The organism is Thiobacillus sp. SCN 63-57, from assembly GCF_001725555.1.
GTDB lineage: Bacteria > Pseudomonadota > Gammaproteobacteria > Burkholderiales > Thiobacillaceae > Thiobacillus.
Window position 1 is genome coordinate 59,533 of record NZ_MEGP01000008.1, and the last position, 16,776, is coordinate 76,308.

General features: G+C 63.6%; 15 protein-coding genes and 1 tRNA gene. 12 read left to right on the top strand and 4 right to left on the bottom strand.

Features of this window, described 5'->3' with window-relative positions; all coding sequences use genetic code 11:
* Nucleotides 1-102: 102 nt before the first annotated feature.
* Both thrS and ABT23_RS04080 read right to left on the bottom strand, forming a co-directional pair.
* Nucleotides 103-2,016 (bottom strand): threonine--tRNA ligase, encoded by a 1,914-nt coding sequence (thrS, locus tag ABT23_RS04075; RefSeq protein WP_296631555.1) that lies wholly within the window; start codon nucleotides 2,014-2,016, stop codon nucleotides 103-105.
* 201 nt (nucleotides 2,017-2,217) lie between these two features.
* Nucleotides 2,218-2,294, bottom strand: a tRNA-Val gene (locus ABT23_RS04080).
* A gap of 549 nt (nucleotides 2,295-2,843) precedes the next feature.
* Here ABT23_RS04080 and gspG point away from each other — a divergent pair.
* The 12 genes from gspG to ABT23_RS04140 all read left to right on the top strand — a co-directional run bounded on the left by gspG (nucleotide 2,844) and on the right by ABT23_RS04140 (nucleotide 12,331).
* Complete coding sequence (gspG, locus tag ABT23_RS04085) at nucleotides 2,844-3,284, top strand: type II secretion system major pseudopilin GspG (protein WP_296631558.1); 441 nt, start codon at nucleotides 2,844-2,846, stop codon at nucleotides 3,282-3,284.
* 9 nt (nucleotides 3,285-3,293) lie between these two features.
* Complete coding sequence (locus tag ABT23_RS04090; RefSeq protein ID WP_296631562.1) at nucleotides 3,294-4,478, top strand: type II secretion system F family protein; 1,185 nt, start codon at nucleotides 3,294-3,296, stop codon at nucleotides 4,476-4,478.
* Entirely contained in the window at nucleotides 4,475-6,151 is a 1,677-nt protein-coding gene (locus tag ABT23_RS04095; protein ID WP_296631564.1) for a GspE/PulE family protein, read from the top strand. Before ABT23_RS04090 ends, ABT23_RS04095 begins: the two co-directional genes overlap by 4 nt.
* Nucleotides 6,132-6,893, top strand: a complete 762-nt coding sequence (locus ABT23_RS04100; RefSeq protein ID WP_296631568.1) for a hypothetical protein — start codon at nucleotides 6,132-6,134, stop codon at nucleotides 6,891-6,893. The genes ABT23_RS04095 and ABT23_RS04100 overlap by 20 nt, the downstream gene beginning before the upstream one ends.
* Before the next feature lie 2 nt (nucleotides 6,894-6,895).
* Entirely contained in the window at nucleotides 6,896-7,411 is a 516-nt protein-coding gene (locus tag ABT23_RS04105; RefSeq protein ID WP_296631571.1) for a hypothetical protein, read from the top strand.
* Entirely contained in the window at nucleotides 7,408-7,941 is a 534-nt protein-coding gene (locus ABT23_RS04110; RefSeq protein WP_296631572.1) for a hypothetical protein, read from the top strand. Before ABT23_RS04105 ends, ABT23_RS04110 begins: the two co-directional genes overlap by 4 nt.
* Nucleotides 7,938-8,459: a hypothetical protein gene (locus ABT23_RS04115; protein ID WP_296631575.1), complete on the top strand. Its 522-nt coding sequence runs from the start codon at nucleotides 7,938-7,940 to the stop codon at nucleotides 8,457-8,459. The genes ABT23_RS04110 and ABT23_RS04115 overlap by 4 nt, the downstream gene beginning before the upstream one ends.
* Before the next feature lies 1 nt (nucleotide 8,460).
* On the top strand, nucleotides 8,461-10,422 hold the full coding sequence (locus ABT23_RS04120; protein ID WP_296631578.1) for a secretin N-terminal domain-containing protein: 1,962 nt from the start codon (nucleotides 8,461-8,463) through the stop codon (nucleotides 10,420-10,422).
* 2 nt (nucleotides 10,423-10,424) lie between these two features.
* A complete protein-coding gene (locus tag ABT23_RS04125; RefSeq protein WP_296631580.1) occupies nucleotides 10,425-10,901 on the top strand; it encodes a type II secretion system protein in 477 nt (158 codons plus the stop codon).
* Nucleotides 10,902-10,905: 4 nt separating this feature from the next.
* Nucleotides 10,906-11,286, top strand: coding sequence for a prepilin-type N-terminal cleavage/methylation domain-containing protein (locus tag ABT23_RS04130; protein ID WP_296631583.1), 381 nt, complete (start codon nucleotides 10,906-10,908; stop codon nucleotides 11,284-11,286).
* Nucleotides 11,273-11,833 carry a type II secretion system protein gene (locus ABT23_RS04135; RefSeq protein WP_296631585.1) on the top strand — a complete coding sequence of 187 codons (561 nt, stop codon included), beginning with the start codon at nucleotides 11,273-11,275 and terminating at the stop codon, nucleotides 11,831-11,833. Before ABT23_RS04130 ends, ABT23_RS04135 begins: the two co-directional genes overlap by 14 nt.
* 165 nt (nucleotides 11,834-11,998) lie before the next feature.
* The gene (locus ABT23_RS04140) at nucleotides 11,999-12,331 is read left to right on the top strand and encodes a hypothetical protein (RefSeq protein WP_296631587.1); all 333 of its coding nucleotides are present in this window, start codon (nucleotides 11,999-12,001) and stop codon (nucleotides 12,329-12,331) included.
* Nucleotides 12,332-12,780: 449 nt separating this feature from the next.
* On the opposite strand, the gene ABT23_RS04145 is transcribed toward ABT23_RS04140, so the two are convergent.
* A complete protein-coding gene (locus ABT23_RS04145) occupies nucleotides 12,781-16,185 on the bottom strand; it encodes an RHS repeat-associated core domain-containing protein (protein ID WP_296631589.1) in 3,405 nt (1,134 codons plus the stop codon).
* A 12-nt stretch (nucleotides 16,186-16,197) separates the two neighbouring features.
* On the bottom strand, nucleotides 16,198-16,776 hold a 579-nt coding region (locus ABT23_RS04150), incomplete at its 5' end, for a hypothetical protein (protein WP_296631591.1).

Here is a 16,776-nt window from a genome sequence, read left to right on the forward strand (position 1 = left end):
AAACCTGACGCCAGGCGCCGAGGCAAAAAAGGTCAAACCAATTAAAGAAGGCGTGGGGCTGTTCCCGATCACGGGAGGTCCCGACGCCTTGTTTGACCGCTGTTACTGGCGCGCCAGCGTTTCCGCTTTCAGGCGCGCAATCAAGTCATTCAAACCGAGCTGCCCCAGATCCTGGTTGCCTCGGGCGCGGACGGCGACCACACCGGTCTCCATCTCCTTGTCACCGACGACCACCTGATAAGGCAGCTTCTGCAAGCTATGTTCCCGAATTTTATAGGTAATCTTGTTATTACTCAAGTCCGACACCGCGCGGATGCCCGCCTCGCGCAGCGCCTGCACGACTTTCTGGGCATACTCGGCCTGGCGCTCGCTGATGTTCAGCACCATCACCTGCACCGGCGCCAGCCACAGCGGGAAGTTTCCGGCGTGGTGCTCAATCAGGATGCCGATAAAGCGCTCCATCGAACCCAGGATCGCACGATGCAGCATCACCGGCGGCTTGCGGCTGTTGTCCTCATCGACGAACTCGGCGCCGAGCCGCACCGGCAGGTTGAAGTCGAGCTGGATGGTGCCGCACTGCCACAGGCGGCCAAGCGTATCCTTTAGCGTGAACTCGATCTTGGGGCCGTAGAACGCGCCCTCGCCCGGCTGCAGGTCGTAGGCCAGCTGGTTCCTGTCGAGCGCCGCAGCCAGCGCCGCTTCGGCCTTGTCCCAACTCTCGTCCGAGCCGACGCGCTTGTCCGGCCGGGTCGACAGCTTGACCAGCACGTCGTTGAAGCCGAAATCGGCGTAGACCTTCTGCAGCATGACGATGAAATCGGCGACCTCCGCCTCGATCTGGTCTTCGGTGCAGAAGATGTGGGCGTCGTCCTGGGTGAAGCCGCGCACCCGCATGATGCCGTGCAGCGCGCCCGAGGGTTCGTTGCGATGGCAGGAACCGAATTCGGCCAGGCGCAGCGGCAGGTCGCGGTAGGAATGCAGACCAGAATTGAATATCTGCACATGGCCGGGACAGTTCATCGGCTTGACCGCGTAGTCGCGGTTCTCCGACGCCGTCGTGAACATGTTGTCGCGGTAGTTGTCCCAGTGGCCCGATTTCTCCCACAGGCTCTTGTCCATCACCGCCGGGGTGCGCACTTCCTGGTAGCCGTACTCGACGAACTTCTGCCGCATGTACTGCTCGATCTGCTGCCACACGATCCAGCCCTTGGGATGCCAGAACACCATGCCCGGCGCCTCGTCCTGCATGTGCAGCAGGTCGAGCTGCTTGGCCAGCCGGCGGTGATCACGCTTCTCGGCCTCCTCCAGGCGGTGCAGGTAGGCCTCGAGGTCCTCCTTCTTCGCCCACGCGGTGCCGTAGATGCGCTGCAGCATCGGGTTCTTCGAATCGCCGCGCCAGTAGGCGCCGGCCAGCTTCATCAGCTTGAACGCGCGCGGCAGCTTGCCGGTAGACGGCAGGTGCGGGCCGCGGCAGACGTCGAACCAGTCGCCCTGGCGATAGATCGAAAGCTCCTCGCCCCTGGGAATCACCTCGTCAATGATCTGCACCTTGTAGCTCTCGCCCAATTCGGCGAACACCCGCATGGCCTCCTCGCGTTCCCACACCTCGCGCACGATAGGCAGGTCGCGCTTGACGATCTCATCCATGCGCTTTTCGATCGCCGCCAGATCCTCAGGGGTAAACGGCTCCGCACGCGCGAAGTCATAGTAAAAGCCGTCCTCGATCGACGGACCAATCGTCACCTGAGTGCCCGGATACAGCTCCTGCACCGCCTGCGCCATCACGTGCGCCGCGTCGTGGCGGATCAGGTCGAGCGCCTCGGCGTCCTTGGCTGTGACGATGGCGAGCTGGGCATCCGCATCGATCCGGTGGCTGGTATCGACCAGCTTGCCGTCGACCTTGCCGGCGAGCGCCGCCTTGGCGAGCCCGGCGCCGATGCTGGCGGCGACCTGCGCGACCGTGACAGGGCCCTCGAACTGTCGGACCGAACCATCGGGAAGCGTGACGTTGACCATTTTTTCAGACTCCGGAAACGAAAAAAAGCGCGGACCGGCCGCGCTTTTGGATAGTACAGATTGAAGATTGCAGTTGCCTGCGAACAGCTATGCGCCGGGTTGTTATCCAGTGACAGCCTGACTAGTTCGCGGTGACATTTCGCAACCTCCGTGGGCAGTTCAGCCCCTCTTGAAACCGGGTCATCCCGACCCCTTAGATATTGGTAGGCGCGATTGGACTCGAACCAACGACCCCCACCATGTCAAGGTGGTGCTCTAACCAGCTGAGCTACGCGCCTAATGCGGGGCGCATCATAACCTTATAGGTATATGTGTACTTAACACGTTTATGTAGGCCGGGTTACAGAGCAAAGGAACACCCAATCACGGCGCTGGCATGTATAGACCGTTGACCACGTGAAAATTCGCATGATAAGTTCGCTGCCATATAACTAAAGCCAGCGGCACGACACGCTAGCAATTTGCGGAAAACAACTCGTGATTGTTTAGGGTTGCAGGAGGAGGAAAAACTGCATGCGTGGTCGTTTTGCCCGCCCATCTTCAATTGGTTTCCGACATCCCATCATTGGGATAGCCATTCCCTGCCACGACCAGGGTTCGAAGGAACGCATCTCCCTATCCCCCGTTCAACGGCTAATCCCGCCGGCGCACACGAGATACAAGCCGTTTCCTCTACCGACACAGCCCGGTTTAATACACCAGTAACATGCGGCTGTTTCAATTCAATTCCGTGACAGTCGTTCCTTCCCCGTCCATTGCACGGGAAATCGATTCGCCCCAAAAAAATTTGCCCACCTTGCGGTAAGCCATCACACAGAGGTTAGATCGTGTTTCCATTCATCGCGACACCCGGCTCCAGTCCCAGCCGCCACCACGGCTTCACCCTCCTCGAGCTCTTGGTGGTACTGGTGATCCTGGGTTTACTGGCGGGCTATGTGGCCCCGAAATATTTCGCCCAGATCGGCAAGTCGGAAGTAAAAACCGCCAAGGCGCAGATCGTCGCGCTGGAAAAGGCGCTCGACCAGTATCGGATCGATACCGGCCGCTATCCCAACACCGAGCAAGGACTGGCCGCATTGAACACCAAACCGGCGGACGAGCCGCACTGGGATGGCCCCTATCTGAAAAAGGCGGTGCCCAATGATCCCTGGGGCAAGCCGTATCAATACAAGATGCCCGGCGAACACGGCGAGGTGGATATCTTCTCTTTCGGCCGCGACGGCACGTCGGGCGGCAGCGGCGAAGACGCCGACATCGGAAACTGGTAAAGCCGCCACATGCGTTATCGCATAAAAGCCTTGCACCCCGGAATGGGGGTGACGGCCACGACGGTGGAGGCGCTCGATGAGGCCGAGGCCACCGCACGGCTGCAGCGCGAGGGTGCGCAGGTGTTGTCCATCGTGGCCGAACGCGGCCGGTGGCTGGCGGGACGCGGTGCGCGCTTTCCGCTGCTGCTGTTCACGCAGGAACTGATCGCGCTGCTGGAGGCCGGGTTGACGCTGACCGAAGCCCTGGAAACCCTGGGCGAGAAAGAAAGCCGGACTGAGTCGCGCCAGCTGATCGAACGCCTGCTCGCCACCATGCGCGAGGGCCGTCCATTTTCGGCGGCGCTGGCCATGCAGGGCGAGGCGTTTCCACCGCTGTATGCGGCCACCGTGCGCGCGGCGGAAAGCACGGGCGACCTCTCGCCGGCGCTGGCCCGCTATGTCGGCTACCAGAACCAGATCGACGCAGTGAAGAAGAAAGTCCTCTCGGCGTCGATCTATCCCCTGCTGTTGATCGGTGTCGGCACGCTGGTGATCGGCTTTCTGCTCGGCTACGTCGTACCGCGTTTTGCATCGGTCTATGCCGACGCCGGGCGCGACCTGCCGTGGATGTCGAAGATGCTGCTGGCCTGGGGCGAAGCAGTCGAGGCGCACGGCGTCTGGATATTGCTGGGCGCGGCGACAGGGATTGCCGGTTTCGTGCTGGCACTGGCGCAGCCCGTCACACGTGCTGCCCTCACCCGCCTGGCCTGGCGCATTCCGGCGATCGGCGAACACCTGCGCACCTTCGAACTGGCGCGCTTCTACCGCAGCCTCGGCATGCTGCTGACCGGCGGCATCCCGATCGTGTCGGCGCTCGGCATGGTGTCGGGGCTGCTTTCCGCGCATCTGCGCAGCGGCGCGGCGGCGGCAATGGATGCGATGCGGCGCGGCGAATCCATCTCCGCCGCGTTCGCGCAGGGCGAGCTGACCACGCCGGTCGCCGCCCGGCTCCTGCGCGTCGGCGAGAAAAGCGGCCGCATGGGCGAGATGATGGAGCGCATCGCGATTTTCCACGACGAGGAGATGGCTCGCTGGGTGGACTGGTTCACCCGTCTGTTCGAACCCCTGCTGATGGTGTTCATCGGACTGACGATCGGCCTGATCGTGGTGCTGCTCTACATGCCGATCTTCGATCTGGCAGGGTCGATCCAGTGAACGCGCCCCACCCCGCCCTCACCCCCGACACGCTGGCCAGCCTGCGTCAGGCGGCGCACGCCGCGGGCCAGGCCGTGATGCTGCGGCTGCAGGAACAATTCGGGCTCGATGCCGACGCCACGCTGCACCTGCTGGCGGCCTACTGCCGCCTGCCCGCTTTCGACATGGCTGCGCTGAATGCGCTGGCGGTCGATTTCGGCAAGCTGGGGTTCAACGAAGCTGGTCGGCGGCATTGTCTGGTCGCACGCGATGCCGAGGAACAGCTCTGGCTGCTGCTGACCGATCCGTGGGACAGTGCAAGCCGGGCCTATGCCGGGCACGTCCTGGGCGCACCGTTCAAGACCGGCCTCGCGCATCCCGCCGACTTGGCGGCGCTGCTGGCACGTCACGAGGAAGGCCTGCGCGCCATGGAAGGCGTGGGCGGCAGCGGCACACAGGTCGCACAGGATTCCGGCGCCGAAGCCTTGTCGTTCGCCAGCATCGCCGAGGACGCCAGCCCGGTCGTGCGGCTGGTGCGCTCGACCCTGTACGACGCACTGAAAGCCGGCGCGTCCGACATCCACCTGGAAACCGACGCGCGCGGCCTGACGGTGAAATACCGCATCGATGGCGTGCTCTCGCACATCGCCCACGCGCCGGGCGTCGAAGTGGCCGAGCAGGCGGTGTCGCGGATCAAGGTCATGGCCGAACTCGACATCGCCGAGCGCCGGGTGCCGCAGGACGGCCGCTTCAAGGTGTCGATGCAGGGCCGCGAGGTCGACGTGCGGGTATCGATCATGCCGAGCGTGTTCGGCGAGGATGCGGTGCTGCGTATCCTCGACCGGCAGGCGCTGTCCGAGGAACTCTCCGGGCTGACGCTGGAAGGCCTCGGCTACGCCGGCGCGACGCTGGCACGCATCCGCAAGCTGGCGGCCGAACCCTACGGCATGCTGCTGGTGACCGGTCCAACAGGTTCAGGAAAAACCACCACGCTGTACGCGGCCATTTCCGAGATCAACCACGGCCGCGACAAGATCATCACCATCGAGGACCCGGTCGAATACCAGCTTCCGGGCGTGCTGCAGATTCCGGTCAACGAGAAGAAGGGCCTGACGTTCGCGCGCGGCCTGCGTTCGATCCTGCGCCACGACCCCGACAAGATCATGGTCGGCGAGATCCGCGACGCCGACACCGCACAGATCGCGGTGCAGTCGGCGCTCACCGGGCATCTGGTGTTCACCACCGTGCACGCCAACAACGTGTTCGACGTCATCGGCCGCTTCATCCACATGGGCGTCGACCCCTACAGCTTCGTCTCGGCACTTAATGGAATAGTCGCGCAGCGCCTGTTGCGGGTGAACTGCCCGCATTGCGCGGCGCCCGTCACGCCCGCCGACGACCTGCTGGAACTGTCGGGCCTCACGCTCGATAAAACCCGCGATTTCGAGTTCCGCCAGGGCAGCGGCTGCGGGCATTGCCGCGGCAGCGGCTACAAGGGCCGCCGTGCGGTCGCCGAGATCCTGCTGCTCACCGACGAGTTGCGCGAACTGATCGTCGCGCGCGCGCCGATCGGCCAGATCAAGGAAGCTGCCGCACGCGGCGGCACGAAGAGCCTGCGCGACGCCGCGCTCGCCCTGGTGAAATCGGGCGACACCACCCTGGAGGAGATCAACCGTGTCACGCTGGTCGGCTGAAACGCTCCGCATTGCGCTCGCCCCGGGCGAAGCGGCTTTGCTGCGCACGCGCGGCACGCCCACCAGCCGCGTGCTCGCTGCGGGCGAACGCGATGCGGCCAGTCTGCTGCCGCTGCTGGATGAGGCGCTCGCCGACCCGGATTGGCATGGCCGGCGGGTCGAGGTGGTGCTGTCGCAGCATTTCGTGCGCCACGTGCTGACGCCGCCGCCCGACAAGGCGCTCTCGCGTGCCGAGGAACGCGCGCTGGCAGGCGCCAGCCTGCGCAATATCTACGGCGACGAAGCCCTGCAGTGGAACGTGCAGGTACTCAGCCAGCCGCCACAGCATGGTCTGGTCGGTGCCGCCATGGACGCGTCGTTCATCCAGCAGCTGGATGCCTTGCTGGCGCGCCACGGGTTTCGCGAGGTGATGATCCGTCCGCTCGCCAGCGTCGCCGCACAACACCTGCCGGGAAAATTTGCCGGCTGGTGGGCGCTGGCCGAACCCGGCTGGCTGACGCTGTTCGGCAGCGCGAACGGCATCTGGCATCACCTCGGCGGCCAACCGGTCGGCGATGACTGGGTCGACGCCCTGCCCGACCTGATCGAACGGGAAGCCCTATCGGCCCCCCAGACTTTACCGTCCGCAGTCTGGATCCAGGCCGTGGGCACCGGCCCGATCCCGAAACCGGCTGCCGGAGACTGGCAGATACTGCCGCACGATCCCGACACCCGCGGCGCCCTGGCATTGGCGGGCATATAACGATGGCGCGGCTCGATTTCGACTTTCATTCGCGTCCCGTACGCCCCGGCACGCTGGGCGTCGCGCTGGCGTTGGCTGGCGTGGCCGCCATGGCCTGGGTCTGGATGAATCTGCAGACGGCGCACGCAACCGAGGCCGGCCTGGCGATGCGGATCGCCGCCCTCGAGAAAAGTCAGGCGCGGCCGGCTGTGCAACCCGTCAAGCGCACGGACGACGCAGCCCAGCGCACCCGGTCTCAAGTCTCGGCCCAGCTTGCCTATTCCTGGCAGCCTGCGTTCGAGGCCCTGGCAGACGCGCGCAGCGGCAAGATCGCACTGGTCTCGCTCGACGCGGTGCAGTCCACCTCGCGTCTGAAGCTGGTGGCCGAAGCGCGACATCTGGCGGATGCGATCGCCTTCATCGACGCACTGCAACAACAGCCCGGAATCTGGCGTGTCGAGCTGCTCCAGCACGAGCTGCAGGCCGACGATGCGCAGAAGCCGCTGCGCTTCACCATCCTGGTGGAACTGGGCGCATGAACGGCTGGCTATGGCTTCTGCGGCAATGGGGACGCCGCCTGGGACCCGCCGGTCTGGCTGGCCTGGGTTTGCTCGCGATTGCCTTGCTGTTGCAGACGATCCAGGTCGCGTCGCTGCAAAAGACGATCCGCACGCAGCAGGTCCGTCTGGCCGCGTTGCAACAGGCCGCCGCCCGGCAGGCTGCCGCGCCACAGCCGTTGCCGCCTGCCAATCCGTTGTCCCTGTTGCCGCCGACAGGCGAAGCGGCACAACTGATCGGCGAACTGGAACGCCTGGCCCGCCTGCATGGGCTGGAACTGCCGCGCGGCCAGTACAGCGTGTCGTCGCTGACCGGCACCTCGCTGCAGCGCTGGCAGCTCGTGCTGCCGGTGAAGACGGCCTACCCCGACCTGCATGCCTTTCTCGCGACGGCGCTGGAACGCCTGCCCAACCTGACACTGGACGAGGTGAAGCTGAAACGCGAACGGATCGAGTCCGCCGAGTTGCAGGCGGAACTGCGCATGAGCCTGTTCGTGGAGGCGGCGCCATGACCGACAAGACGCGGCGTTCTGTCCTGTTTGCCGCCCTGGCGGGGGTGGCCGCATGGTCCATCTGGCTGGCGATCAATGATCGATCGAACGACGATGCAGGCGATCGAATCGACGTGGCCGAGCCGGCGGCGCATGCGTCCCGCCCCGCCCGCGCAGTCCAGGTGTCGGCGCCTGCCGCAGTCCAAACAAAGCCGCAGGAGGCCGAGCCACGGCTGGCCCTGTCGCGCACCAACCTGTTTCCCGAACAGACCTGGTACGTCCCGCCTCCGCCGCCGCCCCCACCACCCTATGTCCCGCCGCCTCCGCCCCAGGCGCCGGCCCTGCCCTTCAGCTACATGGGCCGCTGGCAGGAAGCCGGGCAGACCACGTATTACCTGGCTCGCGGCACCGCGCCGGTCAGCGTGCACGCGGGCCAGGTACTCGACGGCGTGTGGCGGCTCGAACCCGTGACCGGCGGCATGCTGAATTTCACTTACCTACCGCTGAACCAGACGCGCAGCCTGCGCACAGGAGATTGAGTTGCAACGCACCCATTATGTTTGCCTGTCCGCAGTATGCCTGGTGCTCGGCCTCGCCGGCTGCGCCAGCACGGGGCTGACCGAAGGCCGCAAGCTGATCGACGCCGGCCAGCCCGAAGCCGGCATTGCCCGCCTGCGCACAGGCATGACCGAAGAACCCGGCAATCTCGAACTCAAGGCCTATTACCACACCCAGCGCGAGCGTATCGCCAGCCAGCTGCTCACCCAGGCCCAGTCGGACCTCGACGCCGGACGCTTCGACGCGGCGGAGGCCGGGCTGAACAAAGTGGTGGCGATCCATCCCGAGAACCCGCGTGCGCACACCCTGCTGGACAATCTGGCCGCAGCGCGCCAGAACCAGACGCGCCTGCAGACGGCTAGCGAAGCCTTTGCGGCAGGCCACCTCGACGAAGCGGAGCAAGCCGTGCGCCTGATCCTGGCCGAGTCCCCCGGCCACGCCGGCGCGCAGGCACTGCTGCAACAGATCCAGGCCGCGCGCGCACCGGACGAGCTCAAGCTGCCGGAACTCGGGGCGGCCTATCGCAAGCCGATCACGCTGGAGTTCCGCGATGCGCCGCTGCGCAGCGTGTTCGACATGATCTCGCGACAGTCGGGCCTCAATTTCATTTTCGACAAGGACGTGCGGACGGACACCAAGGCCACGCTGTTTGCCCGCAACACGCCGATCGCCGATGCGGTGGACATGCTCCTGATGACCGGTCAGCTGGCCAAGAAAGTGGTCAACGCCAATACGCTGCTGATCTATCCCGACCAGCCGCAAAAACAGAAGGCCTACCAGGACCTGATGGTGAAGAGCTTCTACCTGGGCAATGCCGACGCCAAGGCCACCATGGCCATGCTGCGCACGCTAGTCAAGACGCGGGACATGTATGTCGACGACCGGCTGAATCTGCTGGTGATGCGCGACACGCCCGACGCCATCCGACTGGCCGAGAAGCTGGTCGCGGTGCAGGACCTGGCCGAGCCCGAAGTCATGCTCGACGTCGAAGTGCTGGAGGTCAAGCGTGGGCGGCTGCTTGACCTGGGCATCCAGTATCCCAACCAGTTTTCCCTGCTGAACACCATTACCACCGATACGGCGACCTCGTCGACCGTGGGCGCGCCGGTGGTCACCACCAACACCACGCTGTCGCCGCTGCCGCTGACCGTGGACAAGCTGCGCCATCTCACCGGCGCCGACATCACGATGAACAATCCGCAACTCAACCTGCAGAAGGTGGACAGCGACGTCAACATCCTGGCCAACCCCCGCATCCGCGTGAAAAACCGCGAAAAGGCCAAGATCCACATCGGCGACAAGGTGCCGGTCATCACCTCCAACACCACGTCGACCGGCGTGGTGTCCGAATCAGTATCCTACCTGGACGTGGGCCTGAAGCTCGACGTCGAGCCGACGGTGCTGATGCGCCAGGACGTGCAGATCAAGGTGGGGCTCGAAGTCTCCAACATCGTGCGCGAAATCCGCAGCAACAACGGCACGCTCACCTACCAGATCGGCACCCGCAACGCAGGCACCACGCTGCGCCTGAAGGACGGCGAAACCCAGGTGCTGGCCGGATTGATTTCGGACGAGGACCGCAGCAGCGCCAGCAAGATCCCCGGGCTGGGCGACCTGCCCTTGCTGGGACGCTTGTTTTCCAACCATCATAACGAGCGCAACAAGACCGAGATCGTGCTGTTGATCACGCCGCGTGTGCTGCGCACCGATTCCACCCGCCAGCCGGCACTGACCGAATTCCGTGGCGGCACCGAAAGCGATATCGGCGGTGGCGGCGCGAACCTTTCGTTCCGGCCCGGTGTGGACCGGCTGCCACCTGTCCCGGCGCCCCAGCCCGCCGACATCCCTCAGGCTGAGCCGGCCGCCGAACCCGCGACGGCACCGGATGCCGTGCCCGCGATCCCCGTCCCGCAGATTCCGCCACCGCCGGCGCCGGACAACTAGACATGGCCCGGCGTAGCAAGGGATTCAGCCTGATCGAGCTGATGGTCACCCTGGCCATCCTCGCGCTGCTCGCGAGCATGGCCGTGCCGTTCGCCCAACTGGTGCAGCAGCGCCACAAGGAAACCGAATTGCGCGACGCGCTACGGCAGATCCGCACGGCGCTCGATGCCTACAAGCAGAGCGTCAAGGAAGGCCGCGTCGATTCGCCGGCCGACGGCAGCGGCTACCCGCCCGATCTCGACGTGCTGTTGCAGGGCGTGGCCGACAAGACCAAGCCGGACGCCACGAAGATCTATTTCATCCGCCGCCTGCCGCGTGACCCCTTCTACCCCGACTCAGCCGCCCCGCCGGCCACCACCTGGGGCCTGCGCAGCTACGCCAGCCCACCCGACACGCCCGCGCCGGGACGCGACGTGTTCGACGTGTACTCGCTGTCGCCCGCCACCGGCCTGAACGGCGTGCCGTATCGGGAATGGTGAAATCATGTTGAAACGGATGCGACGCGGATTCACCCTGGTCGAACTCATGGTCGTGATGGCCATCATCGCGCTCTTGCTGGCGCTGGCGCTGCCGCGCTACTTCAAGCACCTGGACATGTCCCGCGAAACCATCCTCAGGCAGGATCTCGCCGTCATGCGCGACGCCATCGACAAATACCATGGCGACACCGGCCGCTACCCGGACAGTCTCGACGCCCTGGTCAGCGCACGCTACCTGCGCTCGCTCCCCGTCGACCCGATCACCGAGCGCCCCGACACCTGGCAGGTCGTGGCGCCCTCAGGCGGCGACGCCGGGGCGATGTACGACATCAAGAGCGGCGCGCCGGGAATGGCGCACGACGGCAGCGCCTATGCCGACTGGTAAGCCCGCGCAGTCCGGCTTCACCTACCTGTTCGTGCTGATGCTGATCGCGCTGATCGGCATGGGCCTGGCCGCCGCAGGCACCCTCTGGGACACCGAGTCGCAACGCGAGCGCGAGGCCGACCTGCTGTTCATCGGCGACCAGTACCGCCAGGCCATCCGCAGCTACTACGAACTCGATCCCGCGCAGCCGCGCCTGCCGCAAAGCCTCGACGACCTGCTGGAAGACAACCGCCGCCCCAACGTCGTACGCCACCTGCGCCGCGCCTGGCGCGACCCGTTGACCGGCAGCCCGTTCGTGCTGATCCGCGAACCCGACACGCAGGGCATCGCCGGCGTGTACAGTCCGGCGTCAGGCCATCCTTTCAAGAATGCGGGGTTTGCAGCAAAAGACGAGGCATTCAAGGATGCGAAGCGCTATGCCGAGTGGCGGTTCGTATTTTCTCCGGCCTCCGCCGTCGCGGCTGCTGGAACCTCGCTTCAGAAACCGCCCGAGTCACGCGTGACCCCGGCACCGAGAGCGGGTAATGCGGGGCGCCGATTGGAGTGATTCTCAAAATGCGCAGATACCCGGGTATGGGTAGCGGCAACAGCATATTCGAGACGCCCTATCCAGCGCGCCATGAAAGAACGGACAGCCTGGCCTTTCAGTTAGTACCCCGCTGGTTGATCTTGCCGACATCGAATACCTTCAGCGCCTGAAGGAAATCTGAGCATGCCTTTTGATCGCGGTAACCGCACCTACTATGCCAGCGATGATCGCCTCCGCGCTTTTCGCGCGCTATCGCCCGCAGACAAACTGCGCTGGGTGGAGCAATTGGCGGCATTCCTTCGATTGGTTCAGCCTGTCGAAAGCGCCGCAGCCAGCGATCAGTTGGGAACCAACGAGCAGCAGGGCAAAAAGTTTGCAGCCGCGCCACCAATCTGCCCGTGGTGGCGGCATATCGATTGGCGATGTCGTGAGCACCGACATGGTTCAAATTTTAAAATCCGAACAAATGGGGGCAGTTCAGCCTGGCCCCTTTGCTTCCTAATCACGCTTGAATAAAGGTTGGTCTCCCCAACTCAGGTCATAACGTGGGTCAGGTGTTAAGCGTATAGCTCGATCTCCTTTGAGAATTACCATTTTTGGATTTGCTATTCCCTTCCACCCCGGTAAAACACGCCCATCAGCAGAAATTACAATTTCAAGATTTCCAGCACCACTCCGTGCATACTCCTCAGAATATATCCAGAGATGATCGCCCACCCGATGCCTAACCTCCCATACATAGTCTGTGGATATGCGCGGCATTCTTAGACGCGGATCGTTATGTGGGTTAGGGAGTAAATCTGGGGGCTGGAAGTCGCGTATCGCCCGGTATTTTGGATACATACCAGGGTCAACCCGATAGGACACAGGGTCGTCCCACACTGCCCCATCTTTACCGGTAAGGGGATATTCACCGCAGGAACAAAGTGCAGGCAACGCACACAATGCGGCAACCACAATCCACCTCATGGGCAAACCGCCCTGTATGTTGCTTGTGGATGCCCCGTCGGTCCCATCGAACAAAGCCGCGCACCTGGATTAAACATCTTTCCGAACACGCCTCCGTTTACCAGATCACCCGTTCCCAGATTAACCTGCAAAGCAGTCGATGCCACATTTCCAAACGGCACTGAGTCCAACCGCCCGCCCCCGATAGCCAAGCCAAAACCATATGCATTAATCGCATCTAATGTCCCAAGGCTATGTCCTGAAATTGGCCGACCGTAAGAACCGCTATTGGCAAAGTCGCCCAAAGAGGCAGTCGGTAAGCCCTGATAACCTAATACGATATCAATCGCATCAAACGGTAGTCCCACGACACCCCGATTGAGGACTCCGGCAAAGCCAAGCCCACCTGTCTCGGGAAAACGCTTAGCAACATCATTACCAGCCTTGCCACTGAAACGACTGCCCAGTGTCTCATTCCCCAGTATCGACACCCCCATGAACGCCGTATTCAAATCCATCGACGACATACCCCAGCGATTAGCCAGTCTCGCTTCAACCCGGCTAAATTGGCGATTCATAAAATCGCCTGTCGAGAAACCTGCGGAAACCATGTCGCTTAGAGATGAAAATTTATCCACCGGATTCTGAAGATAGTTGCCCCCGGTAAGATAGCTGCCCATGGCATAGTTTCCCGCATACGACCACGTCGATTGCAAATTGCCAGTCATTATCAGCGATGAACTAGCACCTGCAAGCGTAGCACCAGCCAACGTTCCGGCTACTCCCCCGAGCGTGCCACCTCCCACTGCCGTACCCACCCCCCAGTAACCAATGTTGAACCCGTAGAAGGATGCCCAAGCTGCCACCACTGGCTTAACCACTGTATCGCGCCACCAACTCCATTTCTTCCCGAAGATCTTGAAGTAGCCTGTTGGATCCGTGAACCCCATCGGGTTGTTGTTCACATAGCTGTAGCGGTTCAGGCTCTGCAGATCGAACGGATTGTCGACCGTCGGATCCGCGCTGACGAAGCGGGAGAGCACCGGGTCGTACAGCCGCCCGTTCATATGCGTCAGCCCGCCGTCCAGCATTTCATGCGCCGTATGCCCCTGGCGAGTGGCGTTGATCCCCGTGTTGTTGCCGTAGGTCAGGGTCTGCTTGCCCCAGGCGTCATAGCGGAAACGGGTCAGCACGACGCCTGCGCTGTCGGTGACCGCGGTGATCGACCCCTGGGTGTCGCTGTGGAAGTATCTTGTCTGGGCGGCCGGCGCGGTGCCGCTCGTGACCTCGAAGGTGAGCACTTCGCCGATGGCACGGCCGCCGCCGTACAGGGTGACGCGGTGCTCGACAGTGCCGCTGGTGTACAGGGTCCGTTCGTAGTGCCCACCCTGATGCACGCTGGGGTTCAGGTACCAGGTCGTGCGGCCGGATGCGACCATCTTGTAGCGGTCGTGCTCGGGCGTATAGAGCCAGCTCTGGGTCTGTCCGGATTGGGTCAGGCTGGCGGGCATGTTCCAGGCGGTCCAGGTGACGGAACGCCCGGCACCGCCGGTGAGGTTGCCGTTGGCATCGTACGAATAGGCGTTGTTCCCGGCCCTACAGACGGCGTGGCGGCCGACGTTGCTGTTGATGCAGTTGGCGTTGCCACCGTAGTAGTAATTGCCGACGCCGGTCTTGCTTGTGATGTTGCCCAGGGCGTCGTAGACCAGCGTCTGGCTGGAGGCGACGCCGTCGATCGTGGAATCGATCTGCGTCAGACGGTTGATCGCATCGTAGCCGCCGCGGATTTCGAGCTGGTTGCCGGGGCCGTCGGCGTAGATCGCGACATTGCCGATGGTGTCGTAGACATAGGCCTGCCCCTGGATCTGCTGGCCACTCGCGGTATTCGCGACGATGTTCTGGATGCGGCCGGTGTCGGCCGCATAGCTTCGCTCGGTGACGATGCCGTTGCCGGTGGTTTCGCGGATGGCGTGGCCCTCGGCATCCATGGCGTTGAGTTGCCAGTAGAGCGCGTTGGTGGCGGCGTTGCGCACTTCGGCGACGTAGCCGTAGGCATTGTAGATAGTCCGGGTGCTCAGGCCATTGGGGTAGTTCTGCTGGGATGCCCGGCCGAAGGCATCGTAGGTGACGCTGCTAAAGAACAGGGGATTGCCCGCACCCAGATTGGAAAGCGTGATCTGGGGACGGCCATAGTTGTCGTAGTAATGGGTCCGGATATAGCCCGCACTGGTCTTGGCCTGCTGGAGCTTGCCTTTCCCCATGGCGGCCGTGTCGTAGATCCAGTCGCTGGTCAGCCCGTTCTCGACGCGCCGGGTCATCCGGCCGAGCACGTCGTAGCTCATGGTGGCGACCTGGTTCTTGGCGTCGGTCTGTCTGACCAGTTCGCCGAGGACGTTGTATTCGTAGGTCCAGGTGCCCAGGTCGGGGTCGGTCGTCTGGATCTTGCGGCCCCGCACGTCATAGAGGTTGACGATGCTGTTCCCTGCCGGATCGGTGGTGCGGGCGAGGTTGCCGAAGGGGTCGTAGGCGTAGGTGGTGAGGTTGCCCATGGCGTCGGTGACGCTGACCTTCTGGCCCTGGCTGTTTTTGATCTCGGTAGTGACCTGGCCCTTGCGGTTGGTGCGGGCAATCGTCAGGCCGTTGTAGACGACGCGGAGCGCGGGGGTGGCCGGATCGTCAGGTTCGTAGACCCGGACGACGCGGCCGAGGTCGTCGTATTCGCTGGTGACCCAGTACACGGCCTGGCCGGCGAAATAGGGACGCGATACTTTCTGTACGCGGCCCTGGTTGTCGTAGACGGTGTCCTTGTAGATCCAGCTGCCGTCGAAGCCCTGGGTGGCGGTGTGCAATTTGCGGTTGAGGCTGTCGAAGTAGTCGACGGAAACCGGGGCGATCTGGGTTCCGGCGCCAAATATCTGGGTGACGATGCGATAGACGCCGTTGGTGGGACAGGCGGCGTCGCACATGTCGTAGGTCCAGACGGTCTGCGTGCCGTCGGCCCGATTCTCCTGGGTCTTGCGGCCGAAGCCGTCGTACTGCCAGGTGGTGGTGAGGTTGTTGGGGCCGGTGAGGCTGGTGACGACGCCAAAGCGGGGATCGAAGGTCTTGGTTTCGGTGTGGCCAAGCGCATTGGCGGCAGTGAGGGGGAACTGGCCGTTGGCGTCCCATGTGGTTGTCGTGGCACGGGTTGCGATGGCGGGGGTGCCGGTGGCCGGGGAGCTGACGGTGACGCTGGTGCGGTTGCCGAAAGCATCGTAGGTGTAGGTTGTATCGAGCCGCATCTGCGGCTGGTCGGGCTCGATGGTTTCCTTGACCAGGAGGCCGGTGTCGGGGTCGTACCCAAACGAGGAAGTACGGGTCAACTGCGCACCCCAGGCAGGCAGGGTCAGCGCCAGAATCAGGCTCAACAATACGCTACGCATGGTCCCTTCCCCTTATGGCGTGACGCTGGTGACGGTGCTGCGGCGGAGCCGCCCGAGGAACCAGCGATTGGCGTCGATGATGTTGTCGTAGGTATGGGTGGTGGTCTTGTTGTAGCCGCCCCCGGAGTCGACGACGATGGAGGTGGGGTTGCCCCAGGCGTCGTACTGGGTGTCGGTGACGACGGTGGAAATCAAGCCGCCCGTGAGCTCGTAGCTGGATTCGACCGTGTGAGTAGGCAGGGACTGGTGCCAGGTGGGGCTGATGCCGGTGTTGAGGAGCTGGTCGGTGTAGGTGATGAGGCTCTGGCTCAGGAGGACGCCGCCGTTGGTGCGCTTTTGCGTGCTCAGGGGCTGGCCCTGGTAAGGGTAGTCCTGGCGGTAGGTGGTGACGGAATACATGTCCGCCTGGTAATCACGGAGGGTGACTTGACGGAAGCCGAGGAAGCCGCCGCCGAGAAGGTGAGATTTGGCGCCGGCGTAGCTGTAGTCGGTGGAATAGGTGCCGCCGATGCCGTCGCTTACCGAAACACTGGAGACGACGTATAGCGAGGACTGGACGTCGACGTAGGGATAAACAGCACCAGTGTCCTT

Coding starts and splice junctions, on each gene's coding strand:
- ABT23_RS04130 (WP_296631583.1), top strand. CDS start 10,906: ATGTTGAAACGGATGCGACGCGGATTCACCCTGGTCGAACTCATGGTC.
- thrS (WP_296631555.1), bottom strand. CDS start 2,016: ATGGTCAACGTCACGCTTCCCGATGGTTCGGTCCGACAGTTCGAGGGC.
- ABT23_RS04090 (WP_296631562.1), top strand. CDS start 3,294: ATGCGTTATCGCATAAAAGCCTTGCACCCCGGAATGGGGGTGACGGCC.
- ABT23_RS04140 (WP_296631587.1), top strand. CDS start 11,999: ATGCCTTTTGATCGCGGTAACCGCACCTACTATGCCAGCGATGATCGC.
- ABT23_RS04145 (WP_296631589.1), bottom strand. CDS start 16,185: ATGCGTAGCGTATTGTTGAGCCTGATTCTGGCGCTGACCCTGCCTGCC.
- ABT23_RS04110 (WP_296631572.1), top strand. CDS start 7,408: ATGAACGGCTGGCTATGGCTTCTGCGGCAATGGGGACGCCGCCTGGGA.
- ABT23_RS04135 (WP_296631585.1), top strand. CDS start 11,273: ATGCCGACTGGTAAGCCCGCGCAGTCCGGCTTCACCTACCTGTTCGTG.
- ABT23_RS04115 (WP_296631575.1), top strand. CDS start 7,938: ATGACCGACAAGACGCGGCGTTCTGTCCTGTTTGCCGCCCTGGCGGGG.
- ABT23_RS04105 (WP_296631571.1), top strand. CDS start 6,896: ATGGCGCGGCTCGATTTCGACTTTCATTCGCGTCCCGTACGCCCCGGC.
- ABT23_RS04125 (WP_296631580.1), top strand. CDS start 10,425: ATGGCCCGGCGTAGCAAGGGATTCAGCCTGATCGAGCTGATGGTCACC.